Annotated in this window: 8 protein-coding genes (1 of these 8 cut by a window edge); 4 read left to right on the top strand and 4 right to left on the bottom strand. The window is 58.2% G+C overall.

The genetic code is table 11. The features are described from left to right. Positions 1 to 143 precede the first annotated feature (143 nt). Positions 144 to 1,256: an efflux RND transporter periplasmic adaptor subunit gene (locus tag KGD89_RS12665; RefSeq protein ID WP_051427775.1), complete on the bottom strand. Its 1,113-nt coding sequence runs from the start codon at positions 1,254 to 1,256 to the stop codon at positions 144 to 146. Positions 1,257 to 1,668: 412 nt separating this feature from the next. Here KGD89_RS12665 and KGD89_RS12660 point away from each other — a divergent pair, with 412 nt between their 5' ends. The 4 genes from KGD89_RS12660 (at position 1,669) to KGD89_RS12645 (ending at position 6,747) form a co-directional block, all read left to right on the top strand. After that, positions 1,669 to 2,478: a helix-turn-helix transcriptional regulator gene (locus KGD89_RS12660; RefSeq protein WP_038399861.1), complete on the top strand. Its 810-nt coding sequence runs from the start codon at positions 1,669 to 1,671 to the stop codon at positions 2,476 to 2,478. A gap of 45 nt (positions 2,479 to 2,523) precedes the next feature. Then, positions 2,524 to 3,981: an efflux transporter outer membrane subunit gene (locus KGD89_RS12655; RefSeq protein ID WP_025260150.1), complete on the top strand. Its 1,458-nt coding sequence runs from the start codon at positions 2,524 to 2,526 to the stop codon at positions 3,979 to 3,981. Positions 3,982 to 4,537: 556 nt separating this feature from the next. Beyond that, entirely contained in the window at positions 4,538 to 5,269 is a 732-nt protein-coding gene (locus KGD89_RS12650) for a helix-turn-helix transcriptional regulator (protein ID WP_025260149.1), read from the top strand. Positions 5,270 to 5,904: 635 nt separating this feature from the next. Beyond that, positions 5,905 to 6,747, top strand: a complete 843-nt coding sequence (locus tag KGD89_RS12645; RefSeq protein ID WP_025260148.1) for a helix-turn-helix transcriptional regulator — start codon at positions 5,905 to 5,907, stop codon at positions 6,745 to 6,747. A gap of 158 nt (positions 6,748 to 6,905) precedes the next feature. On the opposite strand, the gene KGD89_RS12640 is transcribed toward KGD89_RS12645, so the two are convergent. The 3 genes from KGD89_RS12640 to KGD89_RS12630 all read right to left on the bottom strand — a co-directional run. Then, positions 6,906 to 8,870 (bottom strand): MacB family efflux pump subunit, encoded by a 1,965-nt coding sequence (locus KGD89_RS12640; RefSeq protein ID WP_025260147.1) that lies wholly within the window; start codon positions 8,868 to 8,870, stop codon positions 6,906 to 6,908. After that, the gene (gene macA / locus KGD89_RS12635) at positions 8,867 to 10,042 is read right to left on the bottom strand and encodes a macrolide transporter subunit MacA (RefSeq protein WP_025260146.1); all 1,176 of its coding nucleotides are present in this window, start codon (positions 10,040 to 10,042) and stop codon (positions 8,867 to 8,869) included. Before macA ends, KGD89_RS12640 begins: the two co-directional genes overlap by 4 nt. Positions 10,043 to 10,123: 81 nt before the next feature. Next, positions 10,124 to 21,081, bottom strand: partial view of a non-ribosomal peptide synthase/polyketide synthase gene (locus KGD89_RS12630; protein WP_213149634.1) — the end only. It continues 19,894 nt past the right edge of the window; the window shows 10,958 of its 30,852 coding nt (coding positions 19,895-30,852); its start codon lies off the right edge, out of view — the gene reads right to left on this strand; it ends in the stop codon at positions 10,124 to 10,126.

Genomic DNA, 21,081 nt, shown 5'->3' with positions numbered 1-21,081 from the left:
TGGACTCATGCGCGGTGCAGTGGCACCGGCTCATCAGGGCGCGCGCAGACTGCGCACAGAAAAGGAACGCATGGCCAAGCCGTTAGTTCAGCCCGTTTCGTATCTAAATATGTTCAAGGCGTCTCGAGGGCAAGACAAGACCTCTATTTAGGTGCCTCTCCCCCGATCACGACCTTGTCTCCCGCCTTCAAACCGGACAGCACCTGAACCCTGACCTTGTTATTGATGCCGGTACGTATATTTTCCGTTCTGACCTGGTCCTGCTCTTCAAGGATGCGCACCGGATAAGTCCCGTCAGGGTTCTGTTCGCCCAGTGCCGCCACAGGAATCGTCAAGACGCCCTCACTCACCTCAAGCACGACGCGTACCTGTGCCGTCATATTGATTCTCAAGCGCCCGTCGGGATTGGGAACATCGAAGAAGGCATTGTAGAAAACCGCTGAATCTGACCGCCCTGCTCCGCTGGACTGGCTGGCGAAACTGGTAGAGGCCGGCTCGATGCCTCGCAATGTGGCGTTGTAACGCTTGTCGCGGTCCCCGAGTATCGTGAAGTAGACCGGCATGCCAGCCTTGATCTTCACCACATCGGCCTCAGAAACCCGGGCCTTGATGGTCATCGTATCGAGCCGGGCCATTTTCAGAATCACAGGCGCCAGTTGTTCGGCAATGACTGTCTGGCCTTCCTGGGTAACGATGGCCAGGATCTTGCCATCCATGGGCGCAAGAATCCGGGTGTAGCCCAGGTTTATCCGGGCTGTCTCTATGTTGATTCGGGCAGTACGAACCTGGGCCTGAAGCGAAGCGAGCGTGGCGCTCTTCTCTTCATGATCAAAGCGCGCCTTGTCGAAATCCTCACGCGATACAGCAGCATCGGCCCCCAGTTCCTCATAGCGTTGATAGGTCAAACGTGCGAGGTGCGACTGGTGAGCGGCCGCATCTCGGTCTGCAGTCAGCCTTTCGCTGTTGACGATGGCCTGACGCAACGCATTGCTCGCCGGCAGAGGATCGATCTGGGCCAGTAACTGCCCTTTCTGGACATTGTCGCCGGGAGCGACCTTCAGGCTTTGCAACTGGCCGGAAACCTGGGACCCCACATCCACTTGCTGCTGGCCCTGAAGCACGCCCTCTGCCTGTACAGCATTTTCGATGTGGGTAATCTCGGCCGAAGCGGTCAGGTAATGAGGAGCCTCGTCTTGCGTGGCACCTTTATAAAGAGCATAACCGGCCAGTGACACCAGCAGGTCGATGAAAATCATCCGCAGAATGATCTTGCGGTAGTTGAGACCACGCAGAAAACGCCAGATCCTCCTCACCACCAGGCCCTTTTCGTGATATGCATGCAACCCCCTCATTCTCTGTCAGGGGAATAGAAGCATTCGGGCTCGGACGCGTCTGTCCTTGCATTCGGGGACAAGATTGCTGTGATGTTCATCTACAGGCTCAAGAACCTTACAGTGCAGGCTCTGTAGCGTTTTCAGAGACATGCATGACAGTTTGTCCCCAGTTTCCCTTACAGACATGGATCAAGGCCCCTGTGTACATTCATCCATACATTAGGAGTCTTGTCCTACAAAATGAGCGCACCACAAGGCAAGACATTGATTGACTTCCGGGCCGGGTGATACCTGAAATACCGGCGGAAATTAATGCCATGGGGGCACACGTGTGATGAATGCCAATCTACGAATGACGGGAAAGCAACCGGCTTACTTTCTTGAACTGGGGCGTCTTATCTCGAGCGTCGGTGATGCGCAGTTCGTCTCCAATATGTATCAGCTCATAGCAGCCTCTGTGCCCATCGATTTCCTTGAACTCAGCGAATGGACTATCGATGAAAGCGAGGCAAGCATCATAAGCATCCAGCCTCTTGGGCGCGAAGCTACAGAGCGAAAGCTGGGAACGCCGACAGCATTGCCGGACAACCAGATGCTGCTCACGCGGATGCTCAACCTGGATGATTCACTGCTGATTCACCTCAAATACACAATCAACGATGCACCGGGCAGTAACGCGGGTTCCAGTGTCGCTTACCAGTGCAATCTGGTTTCACGAAAGTCCAATCGGCGCTGTGTGATCTCTCTGCGTCGGGAACCGCCACTGCGTGATTTCTCTCTGCATGAGCTGTCCTTCCTGAAGAATTTTTCCGAAACCCTGCTGCCCTTGCTGGAGCGACACGCTCAGACAACACGCAATCTCTTCAGCACACCGACCGAAGAAGATTCAGCAATGCAGGGTGGGCAACAGTTGCAGAAAGACTTCAACGAAAAGCTGACGCTCTCCGAAGTCAGGCTGTCATTGCGTGAAAAGGAAATCTGTCTTGGCTTGCTTGCCGGTTCAACTGTTCCGGAAATGGCTGAAAAACTCCATGTCAAAAACAGCTCCATAGAAACCTACCTCAAACGTGCAGCAGCCAAGCTTGGCGTGAAAGGACGTCATGGTCTGGTGAAGTGGATGATTGGTGTCTCCCAGAGTGCCTGATCCACTGAATGCAGAGGGTTGCCGGTACCCACAAAGGCTATTTCAATGAAGTACTTCCTACTCAGCGCCCTGGCGGCTTCAGTGCTTGGCGGTTGCTCTCTCATTCCCGACTATCAACGCCCGCCCGCACCTGTAGCTGCAAGCTATCCGACTGGTACAGCCTATGCGACAGGTGTTACTGCGTCTGCAGGTCAGGCAGCGGCGGAACAAGGCTGGCGAAACTTCTTTCGTGACCCGGTACTTGGCCAACTGATCGAAAGCTCGTTGTCCAATAACCGCGACTTGCGCGTGGCCGTACTCAATCTCGAGGCCTATCAGGCTCAGCACCGCATACAACGCAGCGACCTGTTTCCTGCTGTTTCGGTGAGCGGGTCAGGCACGCGACAGAGCCTTCCTGCCGATTTGTCTGGAGTCAACAAGCGCGCCATCAGCAGCTCCTACTCCACCACATTGGGTATCAGCGCCTACGAGCTGGACCTGTTCGGCCGCAACCGCAGTCTTTCCCGTGAAGATCTGGAAATCTATCTTTCCAGCGAACAGGCACGGCGCAGTACGCAACTGAGTCTTGTGGCCAACGTGGCAAACGCTTACCTCACCTGGCGTGCAGATCAGGAACAACTCAGGCTCACCAGTGACACCCTGCAAACCTATGAGCAGAGTCTCAATCTGACCCTGCAGCAAGGATCGGCAGGCACTGCATCGGCCCTGGCCATCAGCCAGGCTCGTACATCCGTGGAAAGTGCGCGGGCACGCCTGGCGCAATACGAAAGACTGGTTGCCCAGGACCTCAATGCCCTGACACTGCTGGTGGGTGCCAGTGTTTCGGATACGCTGCCGGCGCAGCCCTTGAGCAGCGAGCTTCTTGGCAGCGTACCCGCGGGCTTGCCTTCGGAACTGTTACAGCGTCGCCCGGACATTCTCCAAGCCGAATACCTGCTCAAAGCCGCCAATGCCAATATCGGCGCTGCGCGGGCCGCATTCTTTCCCAGTATCAGCCTGACTGCCAATGCAGGCACCTCAAGTACTGCGCTGTCGGGGTTGTTCAAGGCGGGTTCAGGGGGTTGGCTGTTCCAGCCACAGATCAACATTCCGATCTTCAATGCCGGCAACCTGCGCGCCAGCCTGGACTACTCGAAAATCCAGAAAGATATCCGGGTCGCACAGTATGAGAAAAGCATCCAGACCGCATTCCAGGAAGTCGCCGATGGCCTGGCGGCAAGGCAGACCTACACAGAACAACTGATCGCGCAGCGTGACTCACTCAAAGCCAACGAGGACTACTACCGGCTGGCAGAGGCACGTTACAGAAGCGGCCTTGATAGCAGCCTTACCCTGCTGGATGCCCAGCGCTCGCTGTTCACCGCTCAATCGACACTGATCTCGGACCGTCTCGCCCAATTGACGGCCGAAATCAACCTTTACAAGGCGCTAGGTGGTGGCTGGCATGAATACACCACCCCGGCAAGCCTCCCACCCGCGCCTCACCAGGCACCGCCAGCGTAAGCGGGCATCGCGATAATCCATTCAAATGATAGTGGTAGCCGAGTGCAGCCGCGTAGCATGATAGTCAGGCCTTAATATTAAATAGCTAGCACTAGGCGTACCAAAACACATTAATATTTTTTTACCTACTCATATGTATGTATATGCACTAAGCCATTTAGCAGTGTTACTAATTCACTCAATCAAAGACCCCAACGCAAACTCCAGCCCGCTCATATAGCCAAAAATGATAAAAGCCAACACCTGCAGGTTGCACTAGAGGCTGAAACGATATAGCTTTTTTTCCAATCCCCGTGCATGATTGGATCCATGCGTGAATCATCGAATCTTAGAGCAGGTAAACATCGACTTTTGAAATCATGAAATTTTCACATACGGCAGACTTAGGGCGCAGGTCATACACGACAAGCCTCGAACTTGCCATTGAACTTTCCTGATCATCCGTTGTCATACGACCTCATTTGTTTCCGATGAAAACTCGCACTATTCAGCGTTCTTGACCGGGTGACAGACACGCACAAGCGTGGCCAAGATTGATATTTATCGGACTGACTCTATGCACACAAAACTGCCGGGTTCCCAGGTATTTGATTTGCTCATCGAAGCGGAGCGCAATTTCCCTGCCGCCAGTGAAACTGAATATATCAGTGCGCTCGCTTCCCTGTTTGGCAAGTTAAACGTTGATTATTTTGCCTACCTGCACATGGACCTCACCCCCCTGGGTATTTCTCGAGTCTCCATATTCAGCAATTACCCGACCGAGTGGATCGAAACCTACCGCAAGAAATCACTCTACAAGAAAGACCCCATCATCATTCATTCGGCAAACACCTCGAGCCCGTTCTTCTGGAACGAGATCCTGCGGCCTAAACACGTCAATCTGGAGGTGGTCGAGCAATCCGCCCACTACGGGATCGAGCAGGGTTTCACCGTGCCGATGCATGAGCCAGGTCGCACGTTTGGCTCGATGCACCTGGCCGCTTCCCTGGCCAACAAAGCCTTTGTGCCCAGTGTCAAAGCCCATCAACTGGCGATAAAGGCCATAAGCGATCTCGCCCACCACAACCGACCGCAGCCCTCTTCCTCCTCCGATTCGCTGAGGCTCACCCCTCGTGAAAACGAGTTTCTGCGATGGCTGAGCATGGGCAAGACCTATCGTGAAATCGGCCTGATAATGAACATCAGCGAGCGCACTGTGAAATTCTATGCTCACCAAATGACGGAAAAGCTGGAGTGCGTCAACGTGAAGCAGGCCATGATGAAAGCCATGTATCTCAACTTGGTCTAGTCCAGATATCATTTTGGTCTAGTCCAGAAAGATAGAGTAATTCCTCTTTTTGCCCTGATTGAAAGCACATTCTCGCACTCAATGAGTGCGCAGTTTGCGTGCCCCCACGATATCCCCTCACAACTTACTCAACAAACACGTGTTTGAAACATGTATATGTTTAAACGATGCACGTTACGGCGGGAATGTTTAGTAAGGTTTCACCTTAAGGAAAGTTTTCGATAAACATTAACTATTCGAGGCATTGAAAAAAGTTATAACAGCGCGCCCACGGCCTCATGAATCATTCCTGTACCTAGGTACAGTAGTAAAAGAGCGGGGTGAAAGTTAAAAATCAATCACTGTTCAATATTCAGACATCGCACAAATAGTTACTCCACTCCGCCACCCGAGCGCCGAACGCCGGATAGATGTTTAACCCGATCGATGTCGTTTTTTGAATAGTCTTACAAGTTCCTGGTATTACTCGCTGCGAGAAAATAGCCCTTGAATCGCCAAGGGGAAGGCTTGGGAAGCGTACAGGAAGATGACGACCCAGACCTTAATCCATAGGCCCGTCGCCGTTTTAGTCGCGATTGGGAAGGTTGAAGAAATTCAACTGAAAAAAATTTCATCTAACACAAAAAGGAAGTCTGATGAACGTTCAACAACTCTTTCCCCATCTGGGTAAAGTCATCACCGGTACTGGAAGCCGTCATTTTGCCCGCCTGCTTCACGATCTGATCAGTGCCTCGCTCCATGTCGACGCCACTCATGTGACCCAGCACCGCACCAAGCTGGTGGAGGTCGCGACAACGGCATCAGTACCCGCTCCCATGACCAGGAGCTCAAGTCAGGATGCCATGTCGCAGACCGGAAAGCCCCGCCTGGAGCCTGTCTTGCTGAGCGCCGACCAGTTTGCGAATGCCCGTATCGATAAAAGCATCAGATTCGACGTACAGGACATCTCGAGCCAGTGCACAGACCAGAGTGAGGTGCCTCAAGTGCACCTGGCATCGCACAGCAATGGCCAACGCTGCGTCATCTCGGTTTATCGCTCGTCCTCGTCCAAACCTTTCACCAGCCAGGAGCGGTCGCAACTCAAGGACATGTCCTGGATGCTGTTGCCCATTGTGGAAGAACACATCGCCACCCTGACGCCCGTACGCACAGCTGTGGCTCCAACACCGATTATCGCCGGTGCTGCTGAAGATGCAGCCATGGAAAGCTTGCGCCAGCGCTTCCTTGATCGCCTGGATGCATGCGAGCTGAGCCTGTCACTGCGCGAAACCGAGGTATGCGTAGGCCTGCTGGCAGGCCTCACTGTGCCTCAACTGGCCGAACGGCTGGAATTGAAGGTCAGCACCGTAGAGAGCTATTTCAAGCGCGCAGCGGTAAAGATGGGGATTGGTGGGCGCAGCCCGCTGCTTCGCTGGCTGCATTCAACCGACACCAAACGCAGTGTCACTGTTGCCGGCGTCTATCAAAAGGCTGTCTGAGACAGCCCTCCACTTCTTCAACGTTCACTGCCTTTCGCAAGGGTATCGGTTCTACATCCCTGGGATGTACTGACCGATACCCTTGCTTCTTTCCAGCAGCGCAACCCTCTTCTCATTCAGCCGCTTCAGCCCCGGGGAACCGGGGCTGGCTGCAGGGCTCAGTCCCGTGCAAGAGCCTCGATGGGATCAAGACGTGCCGCATTGCGTGCAGGTACAAAGCCGAACACGATGCCGATCAGGGTGGAACAGACGAACGCCGTGATGATCGATCCCAGCGAAAACACCATCTGCCATTCCTTGACCAGCAGGGAAAACACATAACCGATGGCAAAGGACAGGCCAATGCCGATCAGGCCGCCCAGCAGGCAAACCATGACCGCCTCGACCAGAAACTGCTGGCGAATGTCAGAAGGCCTTGCGCCCACCGCCATCCTGATGCCGATCTCGCGGGTACGTTCAGTCACCGATACCAGCATGATATTCATGACGCCGATACCGCCGACCACCAGGGAAATCACCGCGATCAGCGACAACAGCAGCGCCAGGGACTGACTGGTCTTCTGCACGGTCTGCATGATGCTGTCCAGGTTGTAGGTGAAGAAATCCTTGGTGCCGTGACGTTTCTCGATAAGTTTGGTCAGGTTTTCTTCCACCAGCTTGCTCGGCTGACCGTCCTTGACCCGCACCGTGATGCTGTCCAGATAACGCTGGCCCAGCAAACGTCCGGACGCCGTTTCGTAAGGCATCCATACATTCAGGTTTTTGCTGGTGTTGAAGACGCTCTTCTTGTCTTCGGTCACACCAATGACGACACAGGGCAGGTTATCCACCAGAATCACCTGACCCAACGGATCGGTTTTAGGCCCGAACAGACGTATACGGGTGTTGTGATCGATCACCACCACCTGGGCCTGGCGAATGCTGTCTTCCTTGCTGAAGCCCACGCCCTCTCCCATCTTGATGCCCCGTACACGGAAATAGTTGTCGCCTACTCCGTTGACTGTCGCGGTCACGTCGAGATTCTGATAGCGCAGCAGCAGGTTGCGACCGACGTTGGGCGTGGCGCTGTCAATGTAGTACTGCTCTCCCAGCGCCGCGACGTCACCCAGGGAGAGCGTTTCGATCGCCGCTGAGCGGCTGTCTCCCCAGTCGGTCCCGGGGAATATCTCGATGGTCGTGCTGCCAATGGCGGCGATGTCATTGAGCACATAGCGTTTGGCGCCCTCGCCGACCGCCACGATAGACACTACGGACGTAATGCCGATGACAATCCCCAGCATGGTCAGCAAGGTGCGCATGCGGTGCGATATCAGCGCAACCCAGGCCATGGTGAAGGCCTCGCGAAACAGCTCGAAGCTGGCCACCAGGCGATTGCCCTTCCGGTTTTTTGTCGGTAACTGATCCTGCTCCTGGTCTTGCGGGGCCTGACGATCAGGATTGATACGATCACTGACAATCTTGCCATCGGATATCTCGATGACTCGCTGCGCATGCGCTGCAACCTTCTCATCGTGAGTCACCAGAATGACCGTGCGCCCGGCCGCATTGAGTTCCAGCAGAATCTTCATCACCTCCTTGCCGCTGGCGGTGTCCAGCGCTCCGGTCGGCTCGTCGGCGAGAATGATCTCGCCTCCATTCATCAAGGCTCGCGCAATACTGACCCGTTGCTGCTGACCGCCAGAGAGCTGATTGGGCCGATTGCTCAGATGCTCCCCCAGCCCCAGACGTGACAGAAGCTCTTGCGCCCTGTCATTTCGGGCTGACTCGCCGACACCAGCATAGATCGCAGGCATCTCGACGTTATTCACAGCACTCAAGTGCCCAAGCAGGTGATAACGCTGAAAGATGAAACCGAAATGATCGCGCCTGAGGGCTGCCAGCTCGTCATCCGTCAGCGCATGGGTTTCACGTCCACTGACCTTGTAGCTCCCGGCATCGGCATGATCGAGACAGCCAAGCACGTTCATCAGTGTCGACTTGCCCGACCCGGATGCGCCGATGATCGCGACCAGTTCCCCTTCATTGATGGTCAGGTTGATGTTATCCAGGGCAATGAAATCCTTGGCGCCTGCGCTGAAACGACGGGTAATGCCCTGCAGTTCCAGTAACGGTTGAGTCGTCATGCGCCAGCCCCCGACGTTGCGGTTGCAGTCGCCGTCGAGGTGGAAGGTTCACCGATGACCACCTGATCACCTTCCTGCAGCCCGTCATCGATCTGCACCCGGACATTGTTATTGATCCCGGTCTTGACCTTGCGAACCTGCGCCACACCTTGAGCATCCAGTACGCGAACCGCAAAGCGGCCATCAGTATCTTTGTCGCCCAAGGCCGCAACAGGCACTGTCAGCACACCAGAGGCCTTGGAAAGGACGATACGCACCTGCGCGGTCATCGAAATGCGCAGCTTGTGATCAGGATTGGGCACATCGAACAGCGCGTTATAGAAAACCGCTGTGTTCTGGCGACTGGAGTTGTTGGCCTGGGTTTCCAGGAAGTTCTGCGGCGCAGGCTCGATACCGCGCAATTTGCCGTAGTAGCGCTTGTCGGACTCGCCCAGGATCGTGAAATAGACTTCCTGGCCTTGTTTGATGTGAATCACATCCGCTTCGGAAACCTGAGCCTTGACAGTCATGGTGTCCAGATCGGCCAGTTTGAGCAGCACCGGCGCCAGTTGCTGGGCGATGACGGTCTGGCCTTCCTGGGTCACGATGCCCACCACGGCGCCATCGATGGGCGCGACAATGCGCGTATACCCCAGGTTGACCCGGGCGGTTTCCACCTGGATACGGGCATCCTTGAGCTGAGCATTCAAGGAGCGCAGGTTGGCATCCTGAACATGAAAATCCGCCTTGGCCGTCTCGAAATCCTGCTTCGAGATTGCGTTGGCCGGCAGCAGGTTCAAATAACGCTCGTAGGTGGCCTTGGCCTGGCCCAGTTGCGCTGCCGTGGCTTCCTTCTTGGCGATCAGGTCCTCTTCATTGACCTGAGCCTGACGCAGGGAATTCTGCAATACGACCGGGTCGATCTCGGCCAGCCACTGCCCTTTCTTGACCTCATCTCCCAGCTGGACCTTGAGAGACTTCAACTGGCCGGACACCTGGGCACCGACATCGACCTGCCTGACGCCTTGCAGAACGCCGGTAGCCAGCACCGAATTCTCGATGTCGCTGCGCTCGGCCTTGGCTGTCAGGTATTGGGGCGGTGCTTCCTCGGAGCGAGTCGCGGCATACAGAACCCCGGCAGCAACCACCAGACCGAGAGTGATAACGGTTTTGCGAAATTTGAACTTTGGCATATAGGACCACGAATACGTTACGGACAGGCCCGGCTGGCTGGCAGCCGGGATGAAGGTTGTCGATGCTTGCCGTCGAGGCCGTTATTCAAGGGGCATTTTCGGGCTGACTTCCTTGCCTGATTCAGCGAGTCCCTCGCGCCACCATTGCGCGAGGCGTTGCACATGACCGTCCTTGAGAATCGTGAAATGGTTTCCGGGGCCGTACCAGACGCTCAGGTCCGGCACATGGGACTTCCAGCCTTCGAGCATCGATTGCTGCTCACGCTGGTTGTTCGCGGCATCCAGGGTCGGGTCTTCGGCCAGTACCAGCCGGACCGGACCTTCGTAGCGGTGAACCGGCTTGTAGCGCGTGCGCAAGGCGGCCCCGAATGCACGGGCCGGCCCATTCATTGCCGTGACCGGAGAGCGGGCCGGCAGAATGCCTGCGCGCACCATGCCCGCATGCAGCATTCGCATCTGCCCGGCATCGTTCTGGGCAGCAAAGGCCGCCGCATCGATGTTCAATGATTTGCCCGACGACAACTGAATCGCCTCGATCAGGCGCTTCAGGACGCCGCTGCTCGTATAAGGCTTGCCCACCACACCGTTGCCGCCGGGCGATTCGCTGTCGATCAGGGTCAGCGACGCAACCTCGCGTCCCTGGGCCTGGAGACGAGCCGCCATTTCATAAACCACCCAGCCACCGAACGAATGACCCAGAAGATGCACGGGACCGTGGGGATGAACGGAATCGATGGCCTTCAGGTACGCCTCGGCGGCGACCTCTACCAGACCGAAAGGCACTGTCGCGCCATCCAGTCCTCTGGGTTGCAGGCCGTGTACCGGCCAGTGCGGACCGAAAGCATCGGCCAGGGCGATAAAGCCGGTGACACTGTCGCCGGCCCCCGGCACACAGAACACCGGCACATGGTCGGCACGCCCGGACTGAATCGTCAGCAATGGGTGGAACGTACCGCCGTTCGGACCCGCAGGCCCGCCATCCTCCAATGCCGCACTGATGGCCTCGCCCAGCACCTGGATGTGCGGCACTTCCATCATGGTCTGGTGGTCACCCGGTACCGAGATGCAACGCAACTGGGCAACAGGCATAACCGCTTCCCAGCCCAGGCGCCCGTCATGCAGCGGCGCATCCGTGGCTCGTTCAGCGGCCACGAACAGATGCACCGGTACAGGAATCGGGTACACGCTGTAGTTCGCAAGTGCATGGCCATGAGCGACTTCGCGATCCAGGTAAGACCAGAGCTCGTCACGTCCCAACACTGCAATTTCCGCAGGCAACAGATTCTGTGCACGGCAGGCGGCCAGCAACGTATCGAAATCTGCCTGACGGGCCATCGATTGCAGTGCCGCCAGAGCATCAGCGATACGGGCACGCTCTTCATTGCTCAGCCCGGCGGCATTGCCCAGTACCTCGCAGCGGTCCAGCAAGTGCAAGGCATGCCCGTGTTCGCCGGCCCAGCGCTGCTGCCCCTGATCCACTAGGCGTGGGTAATAGCTGTCGATCAGGCCAAGGAACTCGACCGTTTCTTCGAGTGCAATCAGCTGGTTGGCGATTTCATAGGCCAGAACACCACCAAACGACCAGCCCGCCAGACGATAAGGACCTTGTGGCTGAACCTCACGCATCAGCCCGACCAGTCGGGTTGCCATGCATTCCAGCGTCTGCAATTGCGGCTCACCCCAGGCCAGAGCGGGCAATCCATAGACTGGCGTATCGAGATCGATGTGTTTACCCAGCGCCGGGAAGTAAAGGTCCAGACCGCTGAACTCATGAACCAGGAACAATGGCGTACGGGTGCCGCTACGGCGCACGGGAACTGCGCCTCCCTCTCCCGACTGGCCAGCCCCGCGCTGCTGGATAAGCCCGGCCATGGCCGCGACACTGTCGTGCTCGAAGACCTCCGACAAAGTGATGCGCGCATCGATCTGAGTCAGAACCCCGACCAGACGCACCGCCAGCAACGAGTGGCCACCCAGTTCAAAGAACCGCTCATGACGTCCCACCCGCTCCAGTTGCAGCACCTGTGCCCAGGCCTCGGCCAGTGTGGTTTCAAGCCCCTCATGAGGCGCTTCATAACCCCGGTTGACCAGCGCCAGTTCATCAGGATCCGGCAGTGCTTTAACATCCACCTTGCCGTTTGCAGTCAATGGCATTTTTTCCACCCTTACATAGGCTGCCGGCACCATGTAGTCCGGTAGCTGGTTCTGCATGTGCGCTCGCAGCGCTTCGAGATCAACGTCGCCATCGGCAGTGAAATAGGCCACCAGGCATTTCCCTCCGGCAGTCGACTCACGCGCCAGTACAACGCCCTCTCTGATCGCAAGGTGAATATTCAGCCTGGCTTCGATCTCACCCAGCTCGATCCGGTAGCCACGCAGCTTGACCTGATTGTCGGTACGTCCCAGACAATCCAGGGTCCCGTCTGCCTGCCAGCGTCCGGTATCGCCCGTGCGGTACAACAAGGCACCTTCGCCCGGGCTGAACGGATCATCGAGGAACGCTTTTGCGCTGAGTTCCGGGCGGTTCAGGTAACCCAAAGCCACGCCGTCGCCAGCAATACAGATCTCACCCTCGACGCCCACGGGAACAGGCTTTTGTCGCGCATCCAGCACATACACCCGTGTGTTGGACAAGGGTTTGCCAATGGACAGGATGGCTGCATCCGGCGCGACCTCCCTGACCTCATGAGTGGTGGCGAAGGTCGTGCTCTCGGTCGGGCCATAGGCATGAAGCAACTGCAAGGCAGGAGCCTTTTCGCGCATCCGGGCGAACATCTGCGGGTCTGCCCGCTCGCCACCCGACATCAGGACACGCAACCCGGCAAGAGCATCACCGATCAGGCTCACGTAATGGTTGAAGACAGCCGTGGTCAGGAACAACACGCTGACTTCGGAGCCTGTCAGGACCTGCGCGAAGCGGTTCGGGTCCAGCAGGCATTCATGATCGATGATGACTATCCGCCCACCGTTGAGCAGCGCACCCCAGATTTCCAGAGTGCTGGCATCGAATGCCGGGTTCGATGCAAAAGCCAGACGATCCTGTGCAGTGAACTGCGCGAAGTCGTTGTTCAGGACCAGACGTGCAATGCCACGGTGCGGCACGACCACACCTTTGGGCATCCCCGTAGAGCCGGAGGTGTACAGTATGTAAGCCGCATCGTTGCCACCCGTCTCAACCTGTTCCTCAAGGACAGTACCCGATGGAACTGTCACATCCAGCCAGCGAATGCCCTCGGGAACCGACATGTTCCCGGCGCTCAGGGTCAGCACAGCGGCACTGTCATCCAGAACCATGCGCAAGCGCTCTTCGGGAGCCTGGCGGTCCAGCGGTACATAGACCGCACCGCACTTGAGAATCGCCAGCGCGCTGACCAGCCATTCCAGCGAACGGTTCAACAGGATGGCGACAGGGTCACCCGGCCTGACACCCTCGTGCCATAGCTGTCCGGCCAGACGCCGGGCCTGTTCGTCGAGGCTACTGTAGGAAGTCTGGACACCGTCATGCTCGACAGCGATGGCCAGCGGCTTCAGTCGTGCCTGCGCCTCGAAAAGACGATGCACTGGCTGGTCCGAAGGGTAATCCACCTGGGTATCGTTGAAGTCCAGCAATACCTGATGACGCTCGGCCAGCGGCAAGACCTGCAATTCATGAACCGGTTTGTCCGGCGTACGTTCCAGGGCTTCGATCAGGCTGTACAACGCCCGGTTCATGTAGCCGCAGAGACGTTCCGCTCCTGCCTGAGGTACGGCCTGGGCGGTCAGTACGAACGAGTCGACCATGTCATCCACGTTCAGCGCGACCGGATAATTGCTCCACTCCTCACCGCCCAGCCCCTGAATGCCATCCCATGCCGCTTGAGCCTTGGCATCGACCTGCACCCCGCTGTGACGGTAGTTGAGCAAGGCACTGAACAACGGCGCCGGTGCCTCGATGCCGCTGCAACGCTGGGCAAGCGCCAGCGAAGCATGCTCGTGAGCCAGCAGAGCCGCCAGCGAAGCATGAGTCGAACGTACCGCTTCACGCGCACTCCGGGCAGAGATATCAATGCGGATCGGCAAGGTATTGATGAACATGCCCAAGGCACGATCGGCACCCTCACCGCCCTGCATACGGCCCATCAACAAAGTGCCGAACACTACATCTTCACGACCGCTGACCAGACTCAGCACCTGAGCCCAGGCCAGGTGATGCAGGCTGGCCGGGCTCACGCCCAGTTGCCGGGCGCAGGCACGCAGCCTTTGCCCAAGCGTCTCGTCCAGCACCAATCGGAACTGCTCGATGCCACTGCCGTCCATCTGCACATCATGCAGGCCGAATGGCAGCGTCGAGGTGCTGACATCACCGAGCATTTGCGTGAAGAACGCGTCGTGTGTCTGCGCTTCTGTAGCCAATCGTGCCTGGGCCACGTAGTTGCGATAAGGCACGGCAGCGTCCAGTTGTGCTTCCTGCCCTGTCAGGAACGCCTGCATTTCAGCCTGCAAGACATCCAGCGCGGTATGGTCCAGAGCAATGTGATGGAACAGCAGGATGCCAACCCAGCGATCCCGCTCATCGTCATAGGCATAGGCCATATGCAGCAGCGGTGCCTGGCGTACATCCATGCGGTAATGACGCGGATCGAAATGCGCGCGCAACTGGTTTTCCAGCGCACCCTGTCGTGGGTCCAGCTTGACCACTTCAATAGGCAGCGGAGCCTGGCGCAGGACCACTTGAACGGGCTCGCTCAAGCCTTCCCAGAAAATCGCCGTACGCAGAATGTCATGGCGCCCGATCACACCACGCAAGGCGGTGATGAAATCATCCAGACGCTCCTGATTCTCGAACGTAAACAACGCCTGCTGCAGGTAAGAGTCACCGACTTCAGAAGCAAGGTGGTGATAGAGAATACCTTCCTGCAACGGAGCCAGCGGATAGATATCCTGAATGTTCACCACACCGCCAGGCACCGCAGTAACCAGACGGTCGATCTCGTCCTGAGTCAGATCGATCAGCGGCAGCATTTGGGGCGTGATCTGCTCACTGCCCGCCACAATCAGGTTTTCCGGCACCGTCACTTCATGGTCGCTGCCCACGGCCTGTGCCAGTGCAGCCAGGGTCGGCTGGCCGAACAATACCCGCACATCGGCACTCAATCCGGCCTGGCGCATGCGTTCGATCAGCGTGACCGCCAGCAGCGAGTGCCCGCCCAGTTCAAAGAAGTGGTCGAAGCGACCTACTTGATCGACATGCAGCAGTTCAGACCATATCTCGGCCAGCAAGATTTCGGTCGCGCCCTGCGGTGCCTCATAAATGCGGCTGGCAACGCTGTCACGGTCCGGCGCAGGCAAGCGCTTGCGATCCAGCTTGCCGTTAGCGCTCAGTGGCAGGCTGTCGAGCCTTACATACGCCGCGGGGACCATGTACTCCGGCAACAGGCCCAGCAGATAGCCGCGCAGGCTTTCGACCTCCAGATCACGGCTCGCGGTGTAATAGGCCGCCAGTCGCTTGTCACCCGGCTCGTCTTCACGGGCAATGACCACCGCTTCCAGAATGTCCGGATGAGTGCCCAGACGTGCAGCCACTTCACCCAGTTCGATACGGAAGCCGCGTATCTTCACCTGATCGTCATTGCGGCCCAGATAAATCAGCGTGCCGTCGGCCAGGAATCGGCCCAGGTCACCGGTGCGGTACATCCGCGCTGCAGGGTCACTGCTGAACGGGTCGCGCAGGAAACGCTCGGCGGTCAGATCCGGACGCCCCAGGTAACCGCGGGCAACCTGAACACCGGCAATGTAGATCTCACCCGCACTGCCCAGTGGCACCGGTTGGAAGATACTGTCCAGCAGATAGATGCCGGTATTGGCCACCGGTTTGCCAATCGGCGTGTTATCCGGCGTTTCAAGACCGCTGCAATCCCAGGCAGTAACGTCCACGGCCGCTTCGGTCGGACCGTAGAGGTTGTACAGAACGGCGCCGGTCGGTTGTGCCTTGAAGCGTCTGACCAGATGCCCCGGCAGCGCTTCACCACTGCACATCACACGAGTCAGGCTGTGGCAACGCTCCAGATTGCCGTGAGCCAGGAAGACTTCCAGCATAGAAGGCACGAAATGCAGTGTCGTCACACCCTGAGCCTGAATCGTGTCGCACAGATAGGCCGGCTCACGATGACCGCCCGGACGTGCCATCACCAGGCGGGCACCGTTGAACAGCGGCCAGAAGAACTCCCACACCGACACGTCGAAGCTGAACGGCGTTTTCTGCAACACGACATCGGTCGCATCCAGTCCGTACTCGTCCTGCATCCACAAGAGACGGTTCACGACACCGATGTGTTCGTTCATGACCCCTTTGGGCTGGCCGGTTGAGCCCGAGGTATAGATCACATACGCCAGGTTCGAGTCTGTCAGGTTGGCAACCGTCGGGTTATCGCCCGGCTGGCCATCCAGATCCTGACCATCGAGCATCAGCATCGGGCATTTGCAGCCCGGAAGGCTGTCACGCAACGACAACTGGCTGAGCACGACGACCGGCGCACTGTTCTCCAGCATGTAGGCGAGGCGATCCGCAGGATAATCCGGGTCCAGCGGCACGTAGCCGGCACCCGCCTTGAGAATCCCCAGCAGGCCCGCAACCATATGCAGACTGCGCTCCACGCAGATCGCGACCCGATCCTCCACACCGACGCCCATGCCGATCAGGCGATGAGCGATGTTGTTGGCCTGGGCGTTGAGCTGCGCATAGCTCCATGACGTGCCCTCGAACGTCAAGGCCATGGCATCCGGCGTTCTCGACACTTGCTCTTCAAACAGACCATGCAACGTCAGGCCTTGCGGATACTCCACGGCGGTCGCGTTGAAGGTTTCGAGCAACTGCCGACGCTCATCGTCCTTGACCAGCGGAATATGGGTCACGACGGCATGACTGTCAGCGACCATGCCACGCAGCACCGCTTCCAGGTAACCCAAGTGGCGCTCGATGGTGTCCCGGTCAAACAGCGCGGTTGCATATTCCAGCGAGCCATACAGGCGACCGCCGATTTCTGCCATGTCCAGCAGCACATCGAACTTGGCGCTGCGGCTGGTGGAATTCACGCCCTGCAGGTTCATGTCACCCAGGGTCAGGTCCTCGCCTGCGCCGTTCTGCCAGGACAACATGGCCTGGAAGATCGGGCTGTGGGAAAGACTGCGCACCGGATTGACAGCTTCCACCACTTGCTCGAACGGCAAGTCCTGATGAGCCTGCGCCTCAAGGGTGCGAGCCTTGACCTGTTGCAGCAACGCCTCGACCGACGGGTCTGCAGACAAGTCCACCCGCAGTGCCAGGGTGTTGACGAACAGACCGATCAGGCCTTCGACCTCCACCCGGGTACGGTTGGCCACCGGCGTACCGATCACCACATCATCCTGACTGGCCAGACGCCCCAGTACCGTGGCCCAGGCCGCCAGTACGGTCATGAACAAAGTGGTGCCCTGACGCTGACTCAGCGCCTTGAGCTGTTCAGTAAGCGCCTGATCCAGCGCCAGGCCGACGGCATTCCCCGAATAGTCCTGATGCGCAGGACGAGCACGGTCAGTAGGCAGGCTCAGCAGCGCCGGAGCATCATCCAGTGCCTGTTGCCAATAACCCGTCTGCTGTTGCAACACGTCGGCGGTCAACCAGCAGCGTTGCCACATTGCATAGTCAGCGTATTGCAGCGTCAGAGCCGGCAGCGGATTGGTTTCACCGTTGCGCAGCGCTTCATAAAGAATGCCCAGCTCACGGGTGAAAATATCCGAAGACCAGCCGTCTGCAATGATGTGATGGAAAGTCACCAGCAGGACATGGTCATCGCTGGCCATGCGCACCAGTTGGCCACGCACCAACGGCCCGTTACTCAGATCGAATGGTGCACGGGCCTCTTCAGCCACCAGCAACGCAAGACTATGCTCGGTAGCAGGTTGTCCCTCCAGTGTCTGCAGTCGCAACTCGAAACCGATATCGGACGGCGCAATACGCTGTTCGGCATCATGCCCCGGCAACTGGACAAAGGTGGTGCGCAACGACTCGTGACGCGCAACGATCATGTCCAGCGAACGTTGCAGCGCATTCGCATCCAGCTCGCCACGCAGGCGCAGGCCGGCCGGAATGTGATAAGCCGGGTTGTCGCCTTCAAGACGTGCCAGGAACCAGAGGCGCTGCTGAGCGAACGAAAGCGGCAAGGCCTGATCACGGGAAACCGCGATCACCGAAGGCTGCGAACTGCGGGCCGCCTGGGCCAGTCCCTTGGCCATGGCCTCCAGCACCGGATGGGCGAAGATATCCATCAGGCGCAGCTCGGCACCCAGTCGTTGCCTGACATGGGCAATCAGTCGCATGGCAAGCAGGGAATGCCCGCCCAATTCAAAGAAGTGGTCATTGCGCCCTACTCGCTCCACATCAAGCAATTGCTGCCAGACCTGGGCCAGTGCAGTTTCGGTCGCGCCTTGCGGCGGCTCGTGGATCCGGCTGACAAAGGCCTCGCCTTCCGGCGCTGGAAGCGCCTTGCGATCCAGCTTGCGGTTCGGTGTCAGCGGCATTGCTTCAAGCATCACGAAAGCGCTTGGCAGCATGTATTCGGCCAGTTGTGGTGCGAGAGTTTCACGCAGTACAGCCGCCGTCAGCGTTTGCCCTGCATGAGGCACCACATAGGCGACCAGACGTTTCTCGCCCGGTGCATCCTCGCGGGCGATGACCACGGCTTCCTTGACCCCGAAGCAGTCGCCAAGACGGGTTTCGATTTCACCCAGTTCGATACGGAAACCCCGAACCTTGACCTGGAAGTCATTACGGCCCAGGTATTCGAGGCTGCCGTCTGCCAGGTAACGCGCCAGATCGCCCGTCCTGTACATCCGGGCATCAGGCTCGTCGCTGAAAGGATCGGCCAGGAATCGCTCGGCGTTCACTCGCTCAAGGTTCAGGTAACCGCGGGCAACACCGTCACCACCAATGTACATTTCACCCGCCACACCCTCTGGAACCGGTTGTTGCCGTGCATCGAGCAGGTAAATGCGGGTGTTGGCCATCGGTTTGCCGATCGTGACGTTGTGGCTGGCAGCCGTGTTGTCTACATAGGCAGTCGTGCAGGAAACGGTCGCCTCGGTCGGACCATAGGTATTGATCAACTGGGTATGGGCTGGACGCAATGCCTGCCACCATTGCAGTTTCTGTGCTGACAAGGCATCGCCGGTGACGTTGATCAACCGCACGTTCGCCAGCGCCCTGGCTGCAAGATGCGGCTGATGGTGCCAGTCGCCCACCAGGGTATGCCAGTGCGCGGCCGTCATGTGCAGCATGCTCGGGGCAGCATCTTGCAGACCTTCACTGCCAAAGATGTCACGGGTCGGGACCAGGGTCGCGCCAGCCAGCAACGCCGGGAAAACCTCCTCCACCGACAGGTCGAAGTTGAGGGAGTTCTGCTGCAGCACCGAATCTTCAGGCGTCAGCTCGAACAGGCGCGCAGCGTCAAGGCTGTAGTTGACCAGCCCGCGATGCTCGATCATTACCCCTTTTGGGTTGCCGGTTGAGCCAGAGGTATAGATCACATAGGCCAGATGTCGGGCGTTCAGGCCTTCGACCTCAGGGTTGTGCTCCGCGCCCGTCAATGGTTTGTCCAGAGCCACGATCGGGATGCTCAGTTGCGGTAGTGAACGGTCCAGCCCACGATGGCTCAAGACTGCCTTGGGCTGACTGTCCTGCAACATGAATTGCAGGCGATCCGCGGGATAGGCCGGATCAAGTGGCACATAGGCACCACCGGCCTTGAGTACGCCAAGCAGGCCGACCAGCATATCGATACCGCGCTCCACGCAGATCGCCACCCGATCGTCCGGGCCAATGCCTATCCCGGTCAATGTGTGAGCCAGGCGGTTGGCCCGCTGGTTCAATTGCGCATAACTCAGGCGCTCGCCTTCACATACCACGGCAATGGCATCCGGCTGGGCAGCCGCACGTTCCTCGAACATCCGGTGAGCGGTGCTGGTCTGCGGGTAGGTTGTGCGTGTGCGATTCAAGTCATTCAGCAGGCGCTGACGCTCTTCAGCATCCAGCAATTCAATGCGGGTGATTGCCGTCTCGTCACCTGCCAGCAGACCGCGCAGGACATTTTCGAAATAGCGGATATAACGGCGTACGGTGGTTTCACCAAACAGTGCCGTGGCGTATTCGAGGCTGCCGACCAGTTGGCCCTGCAACTCGCTCAGGTCCAGGGAAAGGTCGAACTTGGACACCGTGTTGGCAATACCAATGCCTTCCAGAGCCAGGCCATCCAGTTCCAGCGCTGTCCCACCAGTATCCTGCCAGCTCAACATGGCCTGGAATACCGGGCTGTGCGCCAGACTGCGCACCGGTTTGACAACCTCCACCACTTGCTCGAACGGCAGATCCTGATGGGCCTGGGCACTCAAGACCCGGTCCTTGACCCTCGCCAGCAGCGTGCTGACATCCGGGTCATCCTCGATATCGATACGCACGGCCAGTGTGTTGACGAAGAAGCCGATCAAGGGCTCGACTTCAGCACGCATGCGGTTGGCCATGGGCGAACCGATCACCACGTCGCCTTGACCGGACAGCCGGCTCAGCAGCACGACCCAGGCAGCCATTACGGTCATATACAGAGTCGTTCCGTGGCGCTGACTCAAGGCTTTCAGGTCCTGGGTCAAGGCTGCATCGAGCACGATGCCCAGGGTCGCACCGGCATAATCCTGTTGCGCCGGGCGAGGTTTATCGGTGGGTAACGCCAGCAGTGCTGGAGCATCGGCCAGGGTCTGCTGCCAGTAACGGCTTTGTGCTTCCAGCACTTCGCCACTGAGCCAGCGGCGCTGCCACACCGCGTAGTCGGCGTACTGCACGCTCAGCGGTGGCAACGGATCTTCCATTCCCTGCCTGAAGGCTTCATACAGTTCGGTCAGCTCACGGGTCAGTACGCCCATGGACCAACCGTCGGAGACGATGTGGTGCACCGTCACCAGCAAGGCATGATCTTCGGCACCCAGACGCACCAGTCGTCCACGGATCAAGGGACCGGTGGCAAGATCGAATGGTG

The sequence above is a fragment of the Pseudomonas cichorii genome, from assembly GCF_018343775.1.
Classification (GTDB): domain Bacteria; phylum Pseudomonadota; class Gammaproteobacteria; order Pseudomonadales; family Pseudomonadaceae; genus Aquipseudomonas; species Aquipseudomonas cichorii.
Note: the sequence above shows the minus strand (reverse complement) of the source record. Positions and strands in the feature narration are given on the sequence as shown.